The sequence below is a fragment of the Verrucomicrobiota bacterium genome (genome assembly GCA_016871495.1).
GTDB lineage: Bacteria > Verrucomicrobiota > Verrucomicrobiia > Limisphaerales > VHDF01 > VHDF01.
Genome location: VHDF01000007.1, coordinates 40,936 through 58,474, shown reverse-complemented (window position 1 = coordinate 58,474; position 17,539 = coordinate 40,936). Strand labels below are relative to the sequence as shown.

At 61.4% G+C, this 17,539-nt stretch carries 13 protein-coding genes; 2 read left to right on the top strand and 11 right to left on the bottom strand.

From position 1 onward, the window contains the following. Nucleotides 1-17: 17 nt before the first annotated feature. Genes FJ404_03025 through FJ404_03010 form a run of 4 tightly spaced genes read right to left on the bottom strand, consistent with a single transcriptional unit; the run spans nucleotide 18 to nucleotide 3,978 of the window. Nucleotides 18-992, bottom strand: a complete 975-nt coding sequence (locus tag FJ404_03025) for an MCE family protein (GenBank protein ID MBM3821858.1) — start codon at nucleotides 990-992, stop codon at nucleotides 18-20. Next, the gene (locus FJ404_03020) at nucleotides 989-1,777 is read right to left on the bottom strand and encodes an ATP-binding cassette domain-containing protein (GenBank protein MBM3821857.1); all 789 of its coding nucleotides are present in this window, start codon (nucleotides 1,775-1,777) and stop codon (nucleotides 989-991) included. Before FJ404_03020 ends, FJ404_03025 begins: the two co-directional genes overlap by 4 nt. Beyond that, nucleotides 1,774-2,520, bottom strand: coding sequence for an ABC transporter permease (locus FJ404_03015; GenBank protein MBM3821856.1), 747 nt, complete (start codon nucleotides 2,518-2,520; stop codon nucleotides 1,774-1,776). Before FJ404_03015 ends, FJ404_03020 begins: the two co-directional genes overlap by 4 nt. A 30-nt stretch (nucleotides 2,521-2,550) precedes the next feature. Beyond that, nucleotides 2,551-3,978 carry a hypothetical protein gene (locus tag FJ404_03010; protein ID MBM3821855.1) on the bottom strand — a complete coding sequence of 476 codons (1,428 nt, stop codon included), beginning with the start codon at nucleotides 3,976-3,978 and terminating at the stop codon, nucleotides 2,551-2,553. 230 nt (nucleotides 3,979-4,208) lie between these two features. Between FJ404_03010 and FJ404_03005 the strand changes: the two genes are divergently transcribed. Both FJ404_03005 and FJ404_03000 read left to right on the top strand, forming a co-directional pair. Beyond that, nucleotides 4,209-5,795 (top strand): O-antigen ligase family protein, encoded by a 1,587-nt coding sequence (locus FJ404_03005; GenBank protein MBM3821854.1) that lies wholly within the window; start codon nucleotides 4,209-4,211, stop codon nucleotides 5,793-5,795. Beyond that, a complete protein-coding gene (locus tag FJ404_03000; protein MBM3821853.1) occupies nucleotides 5,782-6,972 on the top strand; it encodes a hypothetical protein in 1,191 nt (396 codons plus the stop codon). The genes FJ404_03005 and FJ404_03000 overlap by 14 nt, the downstream gene beginning before the upstream one ends. A 14-nt stretch (nucleotides 6,973-6,986) precedes the next feature. On the opposite strand, the gene FJ404_02995 is transcribed toward FJ404_03000, so the two are convergent. From FJ404_02995 to FJ404_02965, 7 genes are all read right to left on the bottom strand, one after another. Then, complete coding sequence (locus tag FJ404_02995; GenBank protein MBM3821852.1) at nucleotides 6,987-8,840, bottom strand: amino acid permease; 1,854 nt, start codon at nucleotides 8,838-8,840, stop codon at nucleotides 6,987-6,989. A gap of 331 nt (nucleotides 8,841-9,171) precedes the next feature. Next, on the bottom strand, nucleotides 9,172-11,412 hold the full coding sequence (locus FJ404_02990) for a hypothetical protein (protein ID MBM3821851.1): 2,241 nt from the start codon (nucleotides 11,410-11,412) through the stop codon (nucleotides 9,172-9,174). Next, entirely contained in the window at nucleotides 11,409-12,785 is a 1,377-nt protein-coding gene (locus FJ404_02985) for a hypothetical protein (GenBank protein ID MBM3821850.1), read from the bottom strand. Before FJ404_02985 ends, FJ404_02990 begins: the two co-directional genes overlap by 4 nt. Before the next feature lie 69 nt (nucleotides 12,786-12,854). Beyond that, a complete protein-coding gene (locus FJ404_02980; protein ID MBM3821849.1) occupies nucleotides 12,855-13,778 on the bottom strand; it encodes a glycosyltransferase family 9 protein in 924 nt (307 codons plus the stop codon). A 20-nt stretch (nucleotides 13,779-13,798) separates the two neighbouring features. Then, complete coding sequence (locus tag FJ404_02975) at nucleotides 13,799-14,353, bottom strand: hypothetical protein (GenBank protein ID MBM3821848.1); 555 nt, start codon at nucleotides 14,351-14,353, stop codon at nucleotides 13,799-13,801. 161 nt (nucleotides 14,354-14,514) lie between these two features. Further along, nucleotides 14,515-15,864, bottom strand: a complete 1,350-nt coding sequence (miaB, locus tag FJ404_02970; protein MBM3821847.1) for a tRNA (N6-isopentenyl adenosine(37)-C2)-methylthiotransferase MiaB — start codon at nucleotides 15,862-15,864, stop codon at nucleotides 14,515-14,517. 396 nt (nucleotides 15,865-16,260) lie between these two features. Beyond that, nucleotides 16,261-17,457 carry a Gfo/Idh/MocA family oxidoreductase gene (locus tag FJ404_02965; protein MBM3821846.1) on the bottom strand — a complete coding sequence of 399 codons (1,197 nt, stop codon included), beginning with the start codon at nucleotides 17,455-17,457 and terminating at the stop codon, nucleotides 16,261-16,263. Nucleotides 17,458-17,539: the final 82 nt, after the last annotated feature.

The following is a 17,539-nucleotide window of genomic DNA, read 5'->3' as shown; positions in this document are numbered from 1 at the left end:
CCCCAATCCTAACCAGGTCAGAACAAGCTCCCCACGACCAGGCTGATGACGCTGAGCGGGCCCTGGTCTTCCAAACCTTCGGTGGCTTTGTCCACTTTTTGCAGCGTCATCTTGGCGTTCTTGAACAATGATTCGTCGTTGACCAGTTTGCCGACGGACCCATGCCCCTGGTTGATTTTTTGCAGGATTTCGCGCAGTTGAGTCATGGCGTTGGTGGTCTCCCGGAAAAGGGATTCGTCCCGCACCAGTTTGCCGATCGTCCCCTTTCCTTCATTCACATCGGTCACCAGGGATTTGGCTGACTCGACGGTCGATTGAATCTGATGCGTGGCGGCCTTGAGGCTGTTGACCGCGCCCAGGGCGGAGGAGTAGAGGGCCTCGTCGTTGATCATCTTGCCAACCGAGCCCTGTCCGGAGGCGACGTTGGAACTGATGGTTTGCATGTTGACGAGAATGTTGTCGAGGCGGGGTTTGTTCTCCTTGAGGAAATCCGTGAACGGCCCGAGCAAGTTGCTGAAGTTATCGGCGCTGAAGTTCTTGGTTACATTTTCAACACCGGTGGCGACACCTTCGAGCTTGGCCATGAGGGTGCTGAGGTCGGGTTGCTCCGTGCTCTCGATGACGGCGCCATTTTCGACGGGGATGGCGCCGGCGGAGCCGATGGAGATCGCGAGGTAATTCTGTCCCAGCAGTCCGAGAAATTTGATGACGGCTTTGCTGTCCGTCTTGACGGCGGCCTGGGGGTCCGTGACTTTGAACGTCACTTCCACGCGGCCCTGGGAGAATCCGATCGTTTCGACTTTGCCGATGGCCACGCCGGCCATTTTCACGGGGTCACCGGGCTTCAGGTCCTGCACGTTATTGAAAAGCGCTTTGACCTGCTTGCCTTTCTTGAAGAAATCGGCCCCGCCTGCCATTTCGAGCAGAACGGCTCCGGCAATGAGAGCCAGGGCAAAAAAGATACCGAGACGGGTTTCCAAGGTGTTTTTCATAAGGGTCGCTTGGTCTTGCAGAGTTTCAGATCGGCATTCAGGAATTCCTTCACAAAGGTATCTTCGTTGCTGCGCACTTCATCCGGCGTTCCCACACAGACAATGACGCCCTGATGGATGATGGCCATGCGATCCGCGATGCCAAAGGCGAGGTCGCGATCATGGCTGACCACGACCGAAGTGACGCCAATGCGCTGGTTGAGGTTGTAGATTTCCTCGCCGATGACGACGGACATGACGGGATCGAGTTCGCTGGTTGGTTCATCGTAGAGGAGCAGTTGCGGTTCGATGACCAGGGCGCGGGCGATGGCCACGCGCTTTTTCATCCCGCCGGACAATTCGCTCACCAGGCGGTTGGCCATGCCTTCCAGACCCACGAGACCGAGTTTCTCCACCACGATCCTCTCGATCTCGTCCGGGGGCTTCAGCCGATGTTCCGAAAGGTAGAGTCCGACGTTTTCACCCACGGTGAGGGAATTGAGCAGGGCGCCGGACTGAAAGACCATGGCCAGGCGGTGCCTTTCGTGGATATTCGAGGCGAGGATGGAGACATCCTCGATCAGGATCTCCCCTTGATCAGGAACCTCCAGGCCGATGAGGTGTTTGAGCAGGACGCTCTTGCCGCTTCCGCTCGGTCCCATGACGACGAAAATCTCGCCGCGATCCACGATCAGGTTGATGTCCTGAAGCACGGAAGTTCGCCCGAATTGCTTGTGCAAGCCGCGCACCTCCACCTTGACTCCGGTGGCGGGCGAGCGGACAGGGGCGGGGTCGGAGAGGGTCATGGCTCGAAGTGCAGCAGGAGACGCGTAATGAAATAGTCGAGAATCAGGATCAGCACGATGGAATTGACCACGGCCTTGGTCACCGATCGTCCGATGCCGCGCGGCCCCCCGATGGTCTGCAACCCTTGATGGCAGGAAACCGCGCCGATGACGACGGCGAAGACGAAGGCTTTCAGCAAGCCGTGGGCGATGTGCTTCGCCTCGACCAATTCTCCCAGGTTGCTGAAGTATCCTTGAAAAGTGATCGCGATCTGTTGGTTGTAAACCGAAACGATCGCGCCTCCCATCCACCCCACCAGGATCGAGAAGATCACCAGCGTGGGCAACGCCAAGCTGATGGCGGCGATGCGGGGCAACACCAGGTAGTGAATGGGATTGATGTTCATGGTGCGCAGGGCATCGATCTCCTGATAGACGCGCATCGATCCGATCTCGGCGGCCATGGCGGAACCAATGCGGCCCGCGATGAGCACCGCCATCATGACCGGGGCCAGTTCCTTGCACATGGATAACCCCACCAGTCCGCCGATCGAACTGGAAAGGCCCCGTTCGACCAGCACCGGCCCGGTTTGAAGCGCGATGACACCGCCGATGAACATGGAGAGAATGCACGCCATGAGCAGGCTGGCGTTGCCGATCTCGAAAAGTTGCTCCGCCACCTTGCGTCGTTGGCGCCACAACTGGCCGCCCGCACCCAGCGTGCGCCAGAGCAAAAGCAGCATTTCGCCGATATTTTGGAACATGCGATTGGGTGACGGACCGAGTGAAGCAGGTCAGCGGCTCTCGGGCGCGGCTTCCGAGGCTTCCGAGGCTCCGGGACTCCAACCCGCCCAGCGCCAACCCGGCGCGCCAAGGCCGGTTTGATAGCGGACCAAACCGAACAAGAGCGAGACTTTTCTCTCGTCTCCGGAGCGCTCGTAGCGAAACAGGTTGTACAACCAGGAGGCGCGGACGGTCCGGGCCTTGGCGTCCTCCTCCCGCCGGTAAATCGACCAGACCGGCGACCAATTTCGTTCCACGCTCTTGTTCCCCGGCAGGTAAGACTCGATCAAGGCGGGGAACTGAAGCGCCGATTTCCCCTCGGCGTCGCGCCGGGCATGAAGCAGGGGCCACAGATCGGTCCGTCGCATTTCCGCGCCCGTGAGCTTGTTGCGCTCACGCAGATCGGAGTACGCGAACATCAACACGCGCGAACGTTCCCGTTCCAGTGCTTCCGTTTCAGCGTGGTCCCTCCGAAACAAGGGCCAGAGGTAGATTTCGCGGAAGACCGTGGGAGTACGGGTCCGGCTGAACAGCGGCCAGACCCGCACGGCGTTCTTCCCCTCGCCTTCGGCCCACACGATGAAGGGATAGAGCACGGCCTGCTCGCGATATTTTTTCTCGCGATCATGCGTGAGGGTGTAGCCGAACGGCCAAAACCAGGTGGTGGAATCGCGCTTGGCGGATCGCTCGAAGTTGAAAAGCGGAATCGCCGCCAGCCTGCGTTGGGGGTCGTTGGTTCCCAGACCCAGGTGTTGAGAAAAGAACAGCGGCCAAAGGGCCATGGACTTCTCGTGGCCCGGCACCACAACAGTCTCCCCGAATCCGTTCGTCCGGGTGGAAGGCTCTCTCCGCTCGTGGCCGAACAAGGGCCAGAATTGCCAGCCCCGAACATGTTCCCCGTGGCGATGATGAAAGAAGGGGAGGAGGAAGTTGTCCGTCACCACATCCTTCTTCAACGTGCGCACGTAAAGCGGGGCCAGGACGGCCTTGAACTCATCACGAAACAACCGTCCTCGGACCGTGCCGTAAAAGGGCAACAACGCCGTGTAGTTCTTGGAAGGGTCCGAGGATCGTTGCTGGAAATAAAAAGGGAAAATCGTGAATCGACGCGCCTCCTGATCCTCCGCCACCCCGCCCCCTGCCCAACTGATGAGCTGAAACAGATGGCATCGATACTCGAGTCCAAACCGGTCGATCGAAAAAAACGGGTAGAGCACGTCCCATTCCTCGCTGTCCGTTCCAGAATCCGCGACATGGGACACGAAGGGCGACAGCGACCATGCGCGCAACTCCCCCTGGAGTTTGTATTGAAAAAGAGGCCCGTCGATCCGTTCCGAAGGGACGGGAATCGGCGGGGTCGACGTGGGCGCGTCCACCGCCGCCCCGGAAAGCCGAAGCCACGCCACTCCCAAGAAAAAAACCAAGATTGTGAAACGCATAACGTGGCGGTCCTGTCTTCGCTTACCGGACCGGAGTCGTCAAGCCGACTCCCACGAAAGGAGAAGGGGCGCGGTAAACAACAAGAGCTGCCGAGCAAGGGAAAAGCACCAGGATTCCGTGATGTCTGAGTCTCAACCGCCGTGACAAAACTCGGTTCGAAGGCGATGAACGGGGAGCCCGGGGCGTTCGGGCTTGAGCCGGAGAGGGAAGATTGCGTTCAATCGTGCCGATGGCCGAACGCCCCCAAGACGACGCAGAGCATGAAGGATCGCTTCGGCTGCCCGGACCCGGACCGGAGGCAAGGCCGGGTCGGATCTCGCCCGAAACGGCGTCGCTCTGGCATCATTGGAACGATCTCGCCGCGGAAACCTTGATCTACGCGGCGCTCTTCCTGGCTTCCTGGGGGTTTGGCGCAACCCAGCGATGGTGCATTGATACGATCAACGCCCTGGGATGGGCGATCGGAGGCACCGGATTGGTGAGACGGCTCCTGTCGTGGGCGGCGGGACACTCGCCGCCGCGCTGGGGAGACCCACCGGTCAAGGATGAGAGCGAACCGCTCCCGGGAGCTTTCATCCTGCGAGCGGCGGTAATGAAGGCCATGGCCGGGCTCACTCTCGCGATTCTGGGTTATGTCGCGCTGGGACTGGCGAATTCCCGTGTGATCGAGGGCCAACTTGTAAAAGAGAGCGTGGCTTGGCTGCCGCACACCTATAACGCGCCGCAAACATGGTTCGCCTTGCACGAATACTTGGGATTGGCGTGCCTCTTTTGGGCCGCTTGGGATTGGATGCGCGGGAAGACCCGGGAAGAGCAAGAATCCTACTTCGAGAAGCTGCCCGAACGATTCAATGCGCAGGTCCCCATGATTCCCAGCCGCGCGGCGCGTTTTCTGGCGTTTCTGACCGCGAATGGAGGAACGCTGGCCGTGGCGAGCATTTTGCAGCGCCTTTCCGGGACGGGAGAATTGCTCTGGATCATGCCTTCGACCATCGGTGACGCGTCGTTTCATTTCGGTCCCTTCAATTACCGGGCGAATGGAGCGCAATACTTCAACCTTCTTTGGCCGGTGTGCCTGGCGTTCTGGTGGCTGTCCCGCGCCCGTCATCTGGCGGGAACGCAGCTCAATGAACGAACGGGTACGGGTGCATACGAGGTGCTTTTTCCGTTTGCCGCTCTCATGGGCGCCTGCCCCATCATATCCACGAACCGAGTGGGCGCGGTGCTCTTAATCATGGCGGCGCCCATCCTCTACGGGCTGCTGGCTTGGGATGCGCGCCGACGCAACAACCAGCATCGAACGAGCCTGCACGCGCTCTTCGCCTGTCTGCTCGCGTTGGGACTTTACCTGGGATGGATGCCACTGGAGAAGCGCTTGGGACGAGTCAGCCACGAATTGCGGGTGGATCCGGCTTGGGCCCAAAGGCAGGAACAGTATCGCTCCACCACGCATCTTATTGAAGATCACTGGATTTTCGGAACGGGACCGAGGGCTTATGAAACCGTGTATCGATTTCATCTGGCGCCGGGACAAGCGGCGTATCCCTACGCGCATTCGGACTGGATTCAAACCGTGGCCGAATGGGGGGTGACGGGCGGCATTCTGGTGTTCGCCTTGCTGGCGCTTGCCGTGTTGGGACCGGGCTGGATTGGCTTGGGCGAGCCCTTGTTGATTCAGGCAGCCTGGGCAGGCATGGGATTGGTTTTGGTCCATGCCCTGGTCGATTTTCCGATGCAGATTCACGGAATTCTTGTGACTTTCACGCTGCTCGCCGCCCTGACACTTTCCCTGCCACCACGCCATGAATCCGAATGATTCCTCCTCCTCCATGAGCGGGCTGATGCGCGGGCGCGCTTGGTGTATCGCCTGCGGCCTGGTCCTGCTGTGGGTCGCATGCGGATGCCGCGCCCCGCGTTCAAACTTCGTCGTGGGCTTGTATGGCGTGGACCGGATCGAAGATCTCTCCGTGGCCAAAGAGGCGGGGTTTGACGTGGTTGTCGGACCTGCTTCCCGCCCTTATTTTGACGCCGCCCACGAACTCGGGATGCGGGTGTTTGCCTTCCCGGGCACGAGTGCCGGACCCTCCTTCGACACGAACGCGGCGGCTCGTGCGGTCGCCTCGCTCGATCGCCACCCCGCCCTGTTCGCCTGGTATCTTGTCGATGAACCGGACTTCAACCACATCCATCCTGCCTGGGTCTTGGAGGCACGAAGAAGCCTGAGGCGGATGCGGGCGCGCGCTCCTCTCGCGGTGGTTTTCCAGCATGGAGCCGAAGTCAGCGACTATCGCGAAGCGGGAGATCTGCTGATGGTGGATCGGTATCCTGTGGCGTGGCAACCGCTGTCCGTGTTCGAACAGCACGTCCGGATGGCGCAGCGAAGCGCGGGGGGGAAACCGTTTTACGCCATCCTGCAGGCGTTCGATTGGAGCGCATTCCCACACTTGCTTCCGGGTGAATCGGGGTTTCGCGAACCGACGTTTCAAGAATTGAGATGCATGACCTATGGCGCGCTCGTGCAACGCGCCCAAGGCCTATTTTATTACTCCTACCGGGCGAACCGTTGGCAACTGGATCAGCATCCGGAGCTTTGGGCATCCTTGAAACGGATCGTGGCGGAAATCCGCGCCTGGCAGCCGCTATTCGAAGCCGAGCATGGCTGGTGGCCGTGGCGGCAATCCTTGATTTACGAAGAAGCCTCCCGACTCAATGAAGTTCAGGAAAGCCGTGTGAGTCTGGCATGGCTGAGGGTGTCCGAGGGGAACGAAGCGGTTCCCCCCGGCGAATATATTCTGGCGGTGAACAATACTTCGACCGAGGCCAAGTTTCGCATCAGCCCACCCGTGGTTTCCACAGCGAGAATGCCTGTGGTCGGATCGAAGGAAACCAAGCTCGTCCAGCAAGGATGGTTTTCAGACACGCTCGAAGGTTATGGAGCCCGCGTCTACGGACCGGTCCCAATTCACCCGATGTTTGCGCCCCGCATGCGTTGACGCCGCCCTCAACCTCAAGCGTGCACAATCAAATGAATGTCCTCCGGCAGAATGCGCGAGACTTCAGTGATGATGTTGCCGCGCAGCATCGTGATTAAGGACCCCCGCTTGGGCGAACCCAGCATGACACGCGAAACCCCCAGTGTCGCGGCAATATCGACGATTGTGTCGGCGGGAGATTCGCTGACGGCATAACAGTAGCGAACCGGACGATCGCCCGCCTTCTCCTTCGCGTAAGAGAATATCTTCCGCGCGTCCGCGTCGGAATGCCAAGTGCGGGTCCGATCCTGTTCGGTCAGGACTTTCTGCTCCCGCACGTAGAGCAAATAAAGGGGACGCTTGGTTTCCGCCATTTCTGCCAACGCGAAGTCCAGGGTGCGTCCAACGCCCCGGACCGCGCAGAGCATCGGGGGACCGTCGAAAGCCTCGGAAGGTTCCGAGGCGGACAGAGCGTCCTGTTCAGGCTGTTCCGGGGCGGTGGTCGGGGACGGACGGCGTTTCTGTTCCCACTCCTTGGCGATGCCGCGAAGGATCAATCCAATGGCCAGAATCGAGGCGGCGAACACGCGCGCATTGGGTTTGTTGATAAAGAGGGTGATCTCGATGGCCGCCATGACTGCGAAGGTGCCGAACATCAAGGCGCGCTCCCAAGTGCGAACCTGGGCTTTGCGATCCGTCGCCGTGGCAATGAGATTCACGGCGATGGCACCCACCACGCCCACCGCGTAGAGATCCGCCAGGCCGGAAACGTCGCTGACGAACATGACCAGCAATGCGGGTACGACCGTGGCCAGGACAATCGGCAACACCGGAACGCCGAACGCATTCAATTTTTGCATGCCCCTGGGAATCTCCCCGTCCCGCGAAAGCACGAATTGCAAACCGATGAGGGCGCCAATAGCCGTGTTCACCGCGGAAAGAAGAAGAAGCGCCAGCACGATGCTGATCACCGCGCCGAAGACCTGTCCGGCGGTGGGACCCAAAACATGCCCCACATACACGTTCCCCATGTAACGGAGCATGTAATCGCGCACGCCGGGATTCCCCGGAGCGTCCACTTGCGCTCCGGAGCCATGGTGGCCGCCGCTGTTCCCGCCCGGGCTGATGGTCAATCCATCCAGCCCGTGCATGGCGAGCCCAAGCAGCGCTGTGAACACGCAGACCTCGGCCATCACCCAAAGAATGGCCTTGGTCGAGGTCTGGGTGACCAGAGGCCGTTCGTCCGTCGAGCCACGGTTCAACTTCATCACCCCCGTCGCGCTGGCGATTGCCTCGACGCCGGACAAGGCCAAAATGATGCTGACGAAGCCGGCCCATACAACGCCCCAATCGTCCGGCAAAGGTCTGATATTCTGGACCGCCTTCCCGAAATGGGGAGCGGCGAAAAGGATCAGCAGACCCACCACGGCCACAGTGGGAATCGTCACCAAAAACGCCAGGCTTCCGGTGTGGCGGGGTCCGAAATAATTCAAAGCTCCGATCACGAGAATGGCGAGGCCGGCGAACTGATGGGGATTCGGCACCCCCAAATACTCGAAGGCCGACAACGCACTGAGCGCCGCCGTCACGATGTAATCCGCCAGAAGCAGAAACGCGCCCACGATCGACAGGATTTCCGACCGGTGCCGGACGCTCCCGTACACCCCCCCGCCGTCGGGATAAAGGCGGCAAATGGTGATGTAATTGATCCCCACCAGCGCGGTGAGAACACACATCGCGGCGATCAAACCAAAGGAACTGTAACCGGCGGCGGCGAATGCCAACCCAATGACGTAGGCCTTGCTGGTGCCCCAGTCGCCATAGAGGATCGCCGTAGCCCGGCGCGCATCCACATTGCGAGGACGCCTGGTGCTGCTGATGACGGACATCGATTGGCGGCGGTTCTAACCGGAAGCTCCGTCCTCCGCCATTCTAATTGTGAATGGAACGTCGCGTTCCGTGTATCCCGATGTTGTTGGTAGGGCGGGCCTGTCCCAGCCCGCCGCCCACGGGATGCAAAACATCATGCTCCGGCGGCGCGCCGGGACGGACGCGCCCTACCTGCATCACCGGCAACATCGGGATGCACCGCGTCGCGTTCGGTGTCTCCGCAAGTTGTCGGGGCGCGCCGCGTCGGGTGAAGAACGAAGCCATTCCATGCTCTCCACGCGCCAGGGAGCCACGGCCGCCTTGGATCTCCCGGCCGGCCAGGGACAATCTTCAAGGCAGGGACTCGGCGCGCAGCAAAAACCCCAACAGATCCGCGAAGTCCTGAATCGTCAACCCCGCCTCCAACCCTTCCGGCATCAACGATCGGCCCGAAGCGCGCATGGAAACGACCCACGCTCGCGCCACCGAAATGTCCGGCCCTCCTCCGTGGCGCAGGGTGATGCGCGTGTCGGATTCGCTGGCGATCAACCCCGCCACGGTTTCGCCATTCGTCATCACGACCTCGTAGGATTGCGCATCGGGCGTCACTTGACGGCTGGGGTCCAAAATATCCACCAGCAAAGCCTCGGGCGACTTGCTGGCCAATGAGGTCAGATCAGGTCCCACCCTCCTGCCCTGCCCGCGCCAAACATGACATGGGAAACAGAGGTTCCGCGCCAACTCGAGACCGTGGCCGGGCTTTCCCTCAAGCGCAAGCGCAGGCATGAATCGCTTCACGACTTGCTCCCGGTCGGGATCCGCCCCGCGGGGCGACGGAGCCGGGCGGGACAGGGCTGGTTGTTTCACACGATCAAGCCACGGAACCGGACTGCGACTCGTCGCCAAGGCCGCGGCCACGAGGATCCAACGGTCCGAGTCAGCCATCGCAACGGCATCCGCAATCGCCTTTTCCTTCTCATCGCTTTCCGACACACGTTGGGATTGGAGGATCGCCCGCAAACGCACGCGAGGATCCGGGTCACGCATCAGCTCCAAAACCCGTTCCGCTCGCAAACCCTGCTGCAAACTTTGCTCGCGCACGCGAGGATGAGACGACCTGCTGGCGACAAGGAGATCGTCGGGCGTCAGCAAGCCCAATCCATCGAGGGTGTGAAGGGCGTGAACCGCCGACCGGGCGCTGCCCGACCCTTTGAGCAACAGGCGAAGGCTTGCGGACGATCCCGCCGCACGCCGCTCCACGATCAAGCGCTGCGCGGTGTCCCGCAACCACCCGTTTGGATGCTCCAGCAACGACACCCAATGGCGCGGGTTGGAATCGCCCGGCCAAGGCCTCAAGGGGGTTCGATCGAGGGCGAGATCCTTTCTCGAGACACGCCAGATGCGCCCATGGGCCTTGCCGGTGTCCCAAGGGGTCCTGGTCCTCAATTCCTTTGAAACCCAGTCAGGGTGCTCGACGAATTCTCGATAGAAATCCGCCACGTAAAGCGCGCCATCCGGCCCCGTGGCGAAGTTCACGGGATGGAACCAGGGATCACGGCTGGACAGGAACTCCCGCCCGTGTTCCATGCGCTCCGCCACGAAACTCGCGCCCTGAGGCGTCAACCGGCGGCGATGCACGAGATTTAAAAGGCTTTCTCCTGTAAACGCATCGCCCGCGTATTCTTCCCCAAGCGCGTCGCCTCGATACAGGTGAAGCCCGCTCAGCGCGTTGAAATGCGTGCTGGATTCATTGTTGAAAACGCGCGGGGCAGGCGCGCTGGGAAACACCGAACCATCGTCTTTAAGCGGCATCGTGTCCGCCAGGACCTCCAAAGGCACCCCGGTCACCCGCGCGGGAATCCACCGATCGGGAAATACTTCGTGCCGCAACGGGATCGTGTTCCATGATAAAAACCGATTTCCCCAGTCGTCCAATCCCAGACCGAATTGACTGCGACCAGCCAATGTTTCGAAGGATTCCCAATGCCCCGGACGGAACCGGAAGTCGCGGCCCCGAAGTGAAACCGGTGCGGATCCATTTGTCCAAGTGATGAGGCCGTCACTGCGCCCATTGGCGCCATACACCCAGTGGTCCAGCCCCCAGGTGAGCCCGTTGGCCCGCAATTGTTGATTCCCGGTTCCAAATCCGCTGTAAACCCGCTCCTTGTGTTCGGCAACACCGTCCCGGTCGGCATCTTTGAAATACCATAAGTCCGGCGCCGCCATGACCAGGATGCCGCCGTTCCAGGGCAAGACCGAATTGGGATAAGGAAGGGGTCCGGCAAAAACGGACGATCGATCATAACGTCCATCACCGTCCACATCGACCAGCCGCCGAATGTGGCCTCCAATGTCGGACCGCGGATAATCCGTCATCTCCGCGACATAGAGAATGCCCCATTCGTCCCACGCCATCGCCACCGGGCTGGAGAGGAGCGGTTCGGCGGCGGCCAGTTCGACGCGCAACCGGGGATCCGCCAGGGAGAATAACCGTGCCGATTCCTCGGGAGGCTTCGGCCCTCCTGCGGCCAACCGCGGCGCGAGGGCCGCCAGCAAAAACCAAACCCAACGCGCGCAAAAACAGGAACTCACGGACGCGCCAACTCCTTCAAAAGTTCCACCGCCACCTCGGCGATTCGTTCCCCGGTTCCCGGCTCCGCATAGCTGTGATATCCGGTCCACACCTGGTATCCCCCCAATTTGTGTCCCTCCAGATTTGGAAGATACCCAATCCAGTCGTTTGCCAGTTCGGCCACGTACGTGTGCCGGAAGGGGCTCCGGTTCTTGATATCGAGTCCAAGCTGGGTGAAGTATTCGGCGGGCACCCCGACCAGAGCGAGATCGCCAATGCGCATGGCTTGAACCCAGGTTTCCCGGGGTTGGCCTTGCTGGCTGGAAAGTTCGCGCCGCATGTTCTGAAACACTTTCCGAATGATTTCATCGTGCGGCGGTCCCGCATACTTCGTGACATATCGGCGAACGGCCGCGTCCTCCGCCGCGTCGTCAAAGGTTCTCACGCGAAACGAAACGGCGCGCTTGCGCGACGCCAGCGGAGTGGTCCTCGCGGGACGCGCCTGAGCGAGCGCCGTCTCCACCGTGGCCTTGATTTGGGTGACGCATTCCGCCCCGGTCAAGTTGAGGTTGTGCGTCGAGCCGCTGGCTCCCTCCAAGAACGAGAAAACACCGCCCCATTGCTTTTCAAGCTCCTGCGCCGCCAGTCCGTAAATGCTCGGGGAACGGCGCCCCCCCGTGCGCACTCCAATGGTGTGCGTGCTGTGATTGAAAAGCACGGCTTGGAGATTTTGCGCGGGATCGCGGAACGCGAACACAGGCAGATCAGGATCGAAAGGACCCGTCGGACGGACCACGTTCGTGCGCGGACCAATCCAGTAGATTTGCCCGTCGTCCAACAGCATCCGGCTGTTCTGGCCGACCGTGTCATTCTTGCCGAGGGCGAAGCTGAGCGAGGAGGGCGCCAGTCGGGATTGCGCCAGGCGCACGGATTCCACTAGGCCTCTCTTGACCCGTTCGGTGAAAACAGCGTCTGGACCGTAATCATGCACCCGGACCGTGCTGGGCGCGTGATGAGTGTGAGTGCAATTCACGAGCACGTGGGCGGATGGTATTTGGGTCACGCGCTCGATCTCCGCCAGAACCGGATCCAAATCCTGTCGTGTGAGCATGAGTACATCCAGGGTTACAATCGCGACTTGGACGGGCGCGTGTTCCAACACCACGGCAACGGCGCGCAGAGCGCCTTCCTGCCCGTTTGCCTTGCCGGCGGTGATGCCTCCGGCGATGACCATGCCGTCATCCGCCTCGAACGTCACGGCGGAGGCGCCCACCCGGAAATCTTGTGCGATTCCCTCCCCCTCAATTCCAAACGAGAAGGCGAACAGCCACGCGCAAGGAAGCAAAGCGCCTGAAAACCAGCCCCCAAAATGGAATCGAAGGAAGCGTTGCATGGATTGGCGAGGAGCCTAATCCCTCTCCAAAGGCAGGAATAGAAAAAAGGCGAGAACGCGCTCCCCGTCTCAAACACGATGGTTCATCATTTCAACGATCTGTTGATAGACCGTCTCGACAGGAAGGCCGGACAACCCCGCGTCATGCCGCAACAATCTCACCGCGCTCCCCAGGGGACGCCAGACGTGTTCGTTCGTCGGGCCCCACAAAACCAGGCAGGGAAGCCCGACGGCGGCGGCCAAATGGGTAATTCCCGAGTCATGTCCCACAAACAACGCGCTGCCCGCCAAAACGCGGGCCAGTTCTTCCAGTGGCAGATGGAGATGAAACTCGCATCGATCCTTCGGCAGAGCCTCCGCCAAAGAGCTCATCACCTCCCCTTCGGCCTCTCCCCCGACAACGACGAGGCGCCAGTCGGTTTCGCGGATCACTGCACGGGCGAGGGCCAGCCAGGCGGGAAAAGGCCAATTCTTCCGCACTCCCCCGCTTCCAGGATGCAAAGCCAGCCGGACCGAGCCTCCCGCTTCAAGCCCCGGGACAACGATGCGCGGATGCGTGTTGGCATTGAAGATCGCAAGTTGACTCAGCGGTTCGAGCAGCGCATGGGCTGCGTGCTTCGTTCCCGCCTCCTCCGGCCGATGCGGACCTTCGATGAAGTGGCGCACACCGCATCGGGTCAGATTGGTTCGGAACACGCCATCCGGATCGTACAGGAATGAAAGCACGATGCTGAATTGGCCAAAGTAATCCCTCCACGTTTCATCCAACTCGCCGCCCCGGGCAAAAAACCGCGCCAAGGGACGCGCCTCGATCGGACGAACCGCGTCCGCGCTCCCGGCCAGCAAGGCCAGTCTCGCGATATGCGGATATCCCAGGACTTCCAAATGGGTTTCGGGAAATTGGGCGCGAAGGGCCGCCAAAACCGGCAGCGTGAGGATGAAGTCCCCGATGGCGCCTCCCCGAACCACCAGGATCTTGCCCCGATCGCGCATGGGCTCCGCCGGGCGGCCGATCAGGATGTGGGAGTGCGAAACACGGTGGCCCCGAGGATGGCCACCACCGCGCCCAACACGGTCCTCAAGGCGCAAGCAACGCGGGTTCGCCTTTCGTCATGCGTCCACCATTCAATCCAATCCCGCATGCGCCAGGGCGAAATGCTGAACCAAATGCCGGCAATGACCCAGGCATAGACCCAGCACACCACCACAAGCCGCAAGTCAGATTCGATCCAGCGCACCCGTTCCAGCGTGACGGCGGCCAGAATGAGGCTCAACACGGCGAAACCTCGAACCGCCAGGAAATCTTTAACATACAAACACGTGCCCAGGCCGATGCCGGCAAACCCCACATACATCAAATTCTTGTAAGCGGCGAAATCCGAAATCTCCGTCTGCTTCACCCTCCACAGAAACCAAAGGGTTCCCGTCAGCATCAGCACCCAGCCGATCCCCTCGTGACGGGGAAAGGCACGCGCCTTCAAGCGAAAGGCGGCGGGCTGCAAAACACCCCAAACATGGAGCAAGGCGTATCCCATTCCGATCCCAATAGCGAGTGTCGAGGCGGTCATGGTCGAGTCATCGGTGCATCCCGATGTTGCCGGTGATGCAGGTAGGGCGCGTCCGTCCCGGCGCGCCGCCGGAGCATGATGTTTTGCATCCCGTGGGCGGCGGGCTGGGACAGGCCCGCCCTACCAACAACATCGGGATACACGGTCGTTTCATCAAGGCCTCAATCCAGATTCACAATGGCAGGATCCCCGTAGAGGGTAAAGGAGCCCGCCCGCGTGACGCGAACGTCGAGGATCTGCCCCAAATGCCTCTCGGCCCCTTCGAAGACAACGATCATGTTCGAGCCGGTGCGGCCTTCAAGCCGGGACGAATTCCGCCGGCTCGGTCCTTCGACCAAAATCCGCACCACCCGCCCCACTTGCGCTTCATACTGTTCCATGCCCAGGCGCGTCACGAGATCGAGCAACTGCCGATGACGGCTTTCCCGCACCTCCAAGGGCACCTGATCCGGCATCGTCGCCGCGGGCGTGTCGCGTCTCGGGGAATACTTAAAAATGAACGCGTTCGTAAATCTCGCCGCGCGCGCCAAGTCCATCGTCGCCTCAAAATCTTCCTCCGTCTCTCCCGGAAATCCCACGATCAAATCCGTCGTGAGGCCCAACCCGGGCGACACACTGCGAAGTTGGCCAACCAACTCGAGAAAGCGCTCACGGGTGTATCCCCGGCGCATCGCCTTGAGCACGCGGTCGCTGCCACTTTGCGCGGGGATGTGTGCGCTCGGGCAAAGTTTGGCCAGCCGGGCGTAGGCTTCCACCAAATCCCCGCCATAACCCTTGGGATGGGGTGACGTGAAGCGAATCCGCTCGATGCCCTCGACTTCATGAACCGCGTCCAGCAACTGAACGAAGCCAGACCGGCCGTCGCGCACCGGAATCGTTCGCCGCCCGTAACTGGTCACGATCTGACCCAGCAAGGTGATCTCCCGGATGCCCTTGGCCGCCAAGTCCCGGCATTCCTCCACAATTTCACCCATCGGACGGCTGCGCTCTTCGCCCCGAGTCTGCGGCACGATGCAAAACGAGCAGTGCTGATTGCACCCCTGCATGATGCTCACGAAAGCCGTCACGCCGGCCGCTCCCTTCGCCGCCGGGAGATGCTCACGAATGGCGGACTCACTGCCTTGCTCCGGCTCGACATCCACAATCGAGGCCCTCTGATTTCGCAGCAAAGCCTCCAAATACTCCCCCGTCCGATGAAATTTCTGGGTGCCGACAACCAATTGCACTTGCGAAGACAGCAGTTCCGCTCCCCGGCTTTGAGCCATGCAACCCAAGTAACCCAGGACTTGCGGATGCCCCTGCTTGCGGGCCTGGCCTGCCACCGCCGCCATCTTCCCCAAGGCCTTCTGCTCCGCCGCGTCACGCACGCTGCACGTGTTCAACAAAACCACGTCCGCCCCGTGTTCGGAGGCCACGATGGAAAAGCCGCGCGCCGCCAGTTGCGCCGCCACCGCCTCGGAGTCGCGCTCGTTCATCTGGCAGCCGTAGGTCTTGATATAAACACTCGGCATGAAAAAACAGGCCGGAACGTTATCTGCTGGTTCCCGCCGGTGGCAACTCTTCTCGGTCCGGCCCCAAACCCAGCGCACGCATCCAGAGGTTGTCGGGCGCTCCGTTCACGGCGCTTCCGCTCGCGCCCATCGGCCGCGGCGATCTCCTCCCGCTCCATGGCCCGCCCTGAGTAGATGCCTTCGCCCTGGCAGAACCCTTGCCCGTTGAACTCGCCATGCCCCTTTGAAAACATGCCCTGAAGCGGCGTGAACGCCGCTTCCCGGTGCTGGCACGCGCGTGCAGCCTCCTCCCCTCCCATCGTCATCCCACTCTTCCTCGAAAACACGGAGGCCGGCGTCACGCCCAGAAAAGGGGGGCTCGCCAGGTCTCCCTGGCTTGTTCAAAGCCGGCTCAATTCAAACCAACGGATGCTCGCGCCGTGACATGGGAATACGGCAAGGCTTCCCGCTCAAGGCCGATTCGTAGGCGGCCATGGCCATTTCCACCGCTTTCATCGCATGGTGACCGCTGCATCGCGGCTCCCGACGCTCTCGAATCGCCGCCAGCCAATCGTCCACCACCCTTCGGTTGGCCGCCGGAAATCCCCGTTCGGACTCGGCCAGGGATGCCGATGGATCCCCCGGCAAAGGAACCCAAAGCTCGCGCCGATCCCGGGCACCCTGCTCCATGCTCGAGCGCCACAGCACCTTCGGAAAGATATCCATCAGCACCCACACGGCCCCGCGGGTGCCGAGAATCTTCAATCCCCAGGGGCCGAGAGAATCTTTTAGCTTCGCCCGGCTAATAAAACGCCCCGTGACGCCTCCGGCAAACTCGAATCGGGCTTCCACTTCATCCCCCAACACGGGGCCAATGGCCTCGGTCGCTTTCCGCGCCATGGCCTTCTCCGCCGTCTGGCCCTTCTCCCGAATCCATGCCTGACAGCTCGTGGCGTCTCCGGTCACGTGCCGCATCAGGTCGAACAGATGAGTTCCCAGCACGATCATATCCTCCCCCCCGGCTCGCGCATCCTGCTTCCCGTGGGCCTCCAGGGCCACCACCTCCCCAACCAAACCCTCCCTCAACCTGCTCAGCAGGTTCAGCACCTGCGGTGCCAGGGACATTTGATGCGCAACCGCGATCCGGAGCTCGCTCCGCCCGGCCAGCGCCAGTAATTCATCGGCTTCCGCCAGGGTGGTGGTAAACGGCTTTTCGCAATAAAGGTGAGCCCCGGCCTGCAGCGCCGCCATCGCCATGGCGTAACGCTGATCCGTATGGCGTGGAGCGATGGACACCAACTCGGGTTTCTCCCGCCTCAGCATTTCCCGAAAGTCCAAGTACCGTCCGGGCGCCCTGGTCTTGGCGGCGGCCTTCTCGAGCCCAGCCGGGTCCGCATCCGCAATCGCCACGAACTCGACCGCCGGATGATCCATGAACACTTCGTCCAAACCATGGCCGTAATTCCCCCGTCCCGTGTGCCCGATCACCGCGGCCCGCAAACGCTTGCCGCCGGCAACTGGAGCCGGCGCGGCCCAGGCACCCGCGGCGGCAGCCATCCACGCGGTTTGAAGAAAACGGCGGCGAGGCCAGGTTCGGAATCGATTCGCAGGCATGCCGTAGCAAAGGCAACCCCGCGCCGGGGCGCAATCTTGAAATCGCCAGCGGCCACCCGCCCCTTGCCAACGCACGAACTCT

Excerpts from the sequence above, each read along its gene's own strand:
- FJ404_03025 (MBM3821858.1), bottom strand. The coding sequence starts at position 992 with ATGAAAAACACCTTGGAAACCCGTCTCGGTATCTTTTTTGCCCTGGCT.
- FJ404_03020 (MBM3821857.1), bottom strand. The coding sequence starts at position 1,777 with ATGACCCTCTCCGACCCCGCCCCTGTCCGCTCGCCCGCCACCGGAGTC.
- FJ404_03015 (MBM3821856.1), bottom strand. The coding sequence starts at position 2,520 with ATGTTCCAAAATATCGGCGAAATGCTGCTTTTGCTCTGGCGCACGCTG.
- FJ404_03010 (MBM3821855.1), bottom strand. The coding sequence starts at position 3,978 with ATGCGTTTCACAATCTTGGTTTTTTTCTTGGGAGTGGCGTGGCTTCGG.
- FJ404_03005 (MBM3821854.1), top strand. The coding sequence starts at position 4,209 with ATGGCCGAACGCCCCCAAGACGACGCAGAGCATGAAGGATCGCTTCGG.
- FJ404_03000 (MBM3821853.1), top strand. The coding sequence starts at position 5,782 with ATGAATCCGAATGATTCCTCCTCCTCCATGAGCGGGCTGATGCGCGGG.
- FJ404_02995 (MBM3821852.1), bottom strand. The coding sequence starts at position 8,840 with ATGTCCGTCATCAGCAGCACCAGGCGTCCTCGCAATGTGGATGCGCGC.
- FJ404_02985 (MBM3821850.1), bottom strand. The coding sequence starts at position 12,785 with ATGCAACGCTTCCTTCGATTCCATTTTGGGGGCTGGTTTTCAGGCGCT.
- FJ404_02980 (MBM3821849.1), bottom strand. The coding sequence starts at position 13,778 with ATGCGCGATCGGGGCAAGATCCTGGTGGTTCGGGGAGGCGCCATCGGG.
- FJ404_02975 (MBM3821848.1), bottom strand. The coding sequence starts at position 14,353 with ATGACCGCCTCGACACTCGCTATTGGGATCGGAATGGGATACGCCTTG.
- miaB (MBM3821847.1), bottom strand. The coding sequence starts at position 15,864 with ATGCCGAGTGTTTATATCAAGACCTACGGCTGCCAGATGAACGAGCGC.
- FJ404_02965 (MBM3821846.1), bottom strand. The coding sequence starts at position 17,457 with ATGCCTGCGAATCGATTCCGAACCTGGCCTCGCCGCCGTTTTCTTCAA.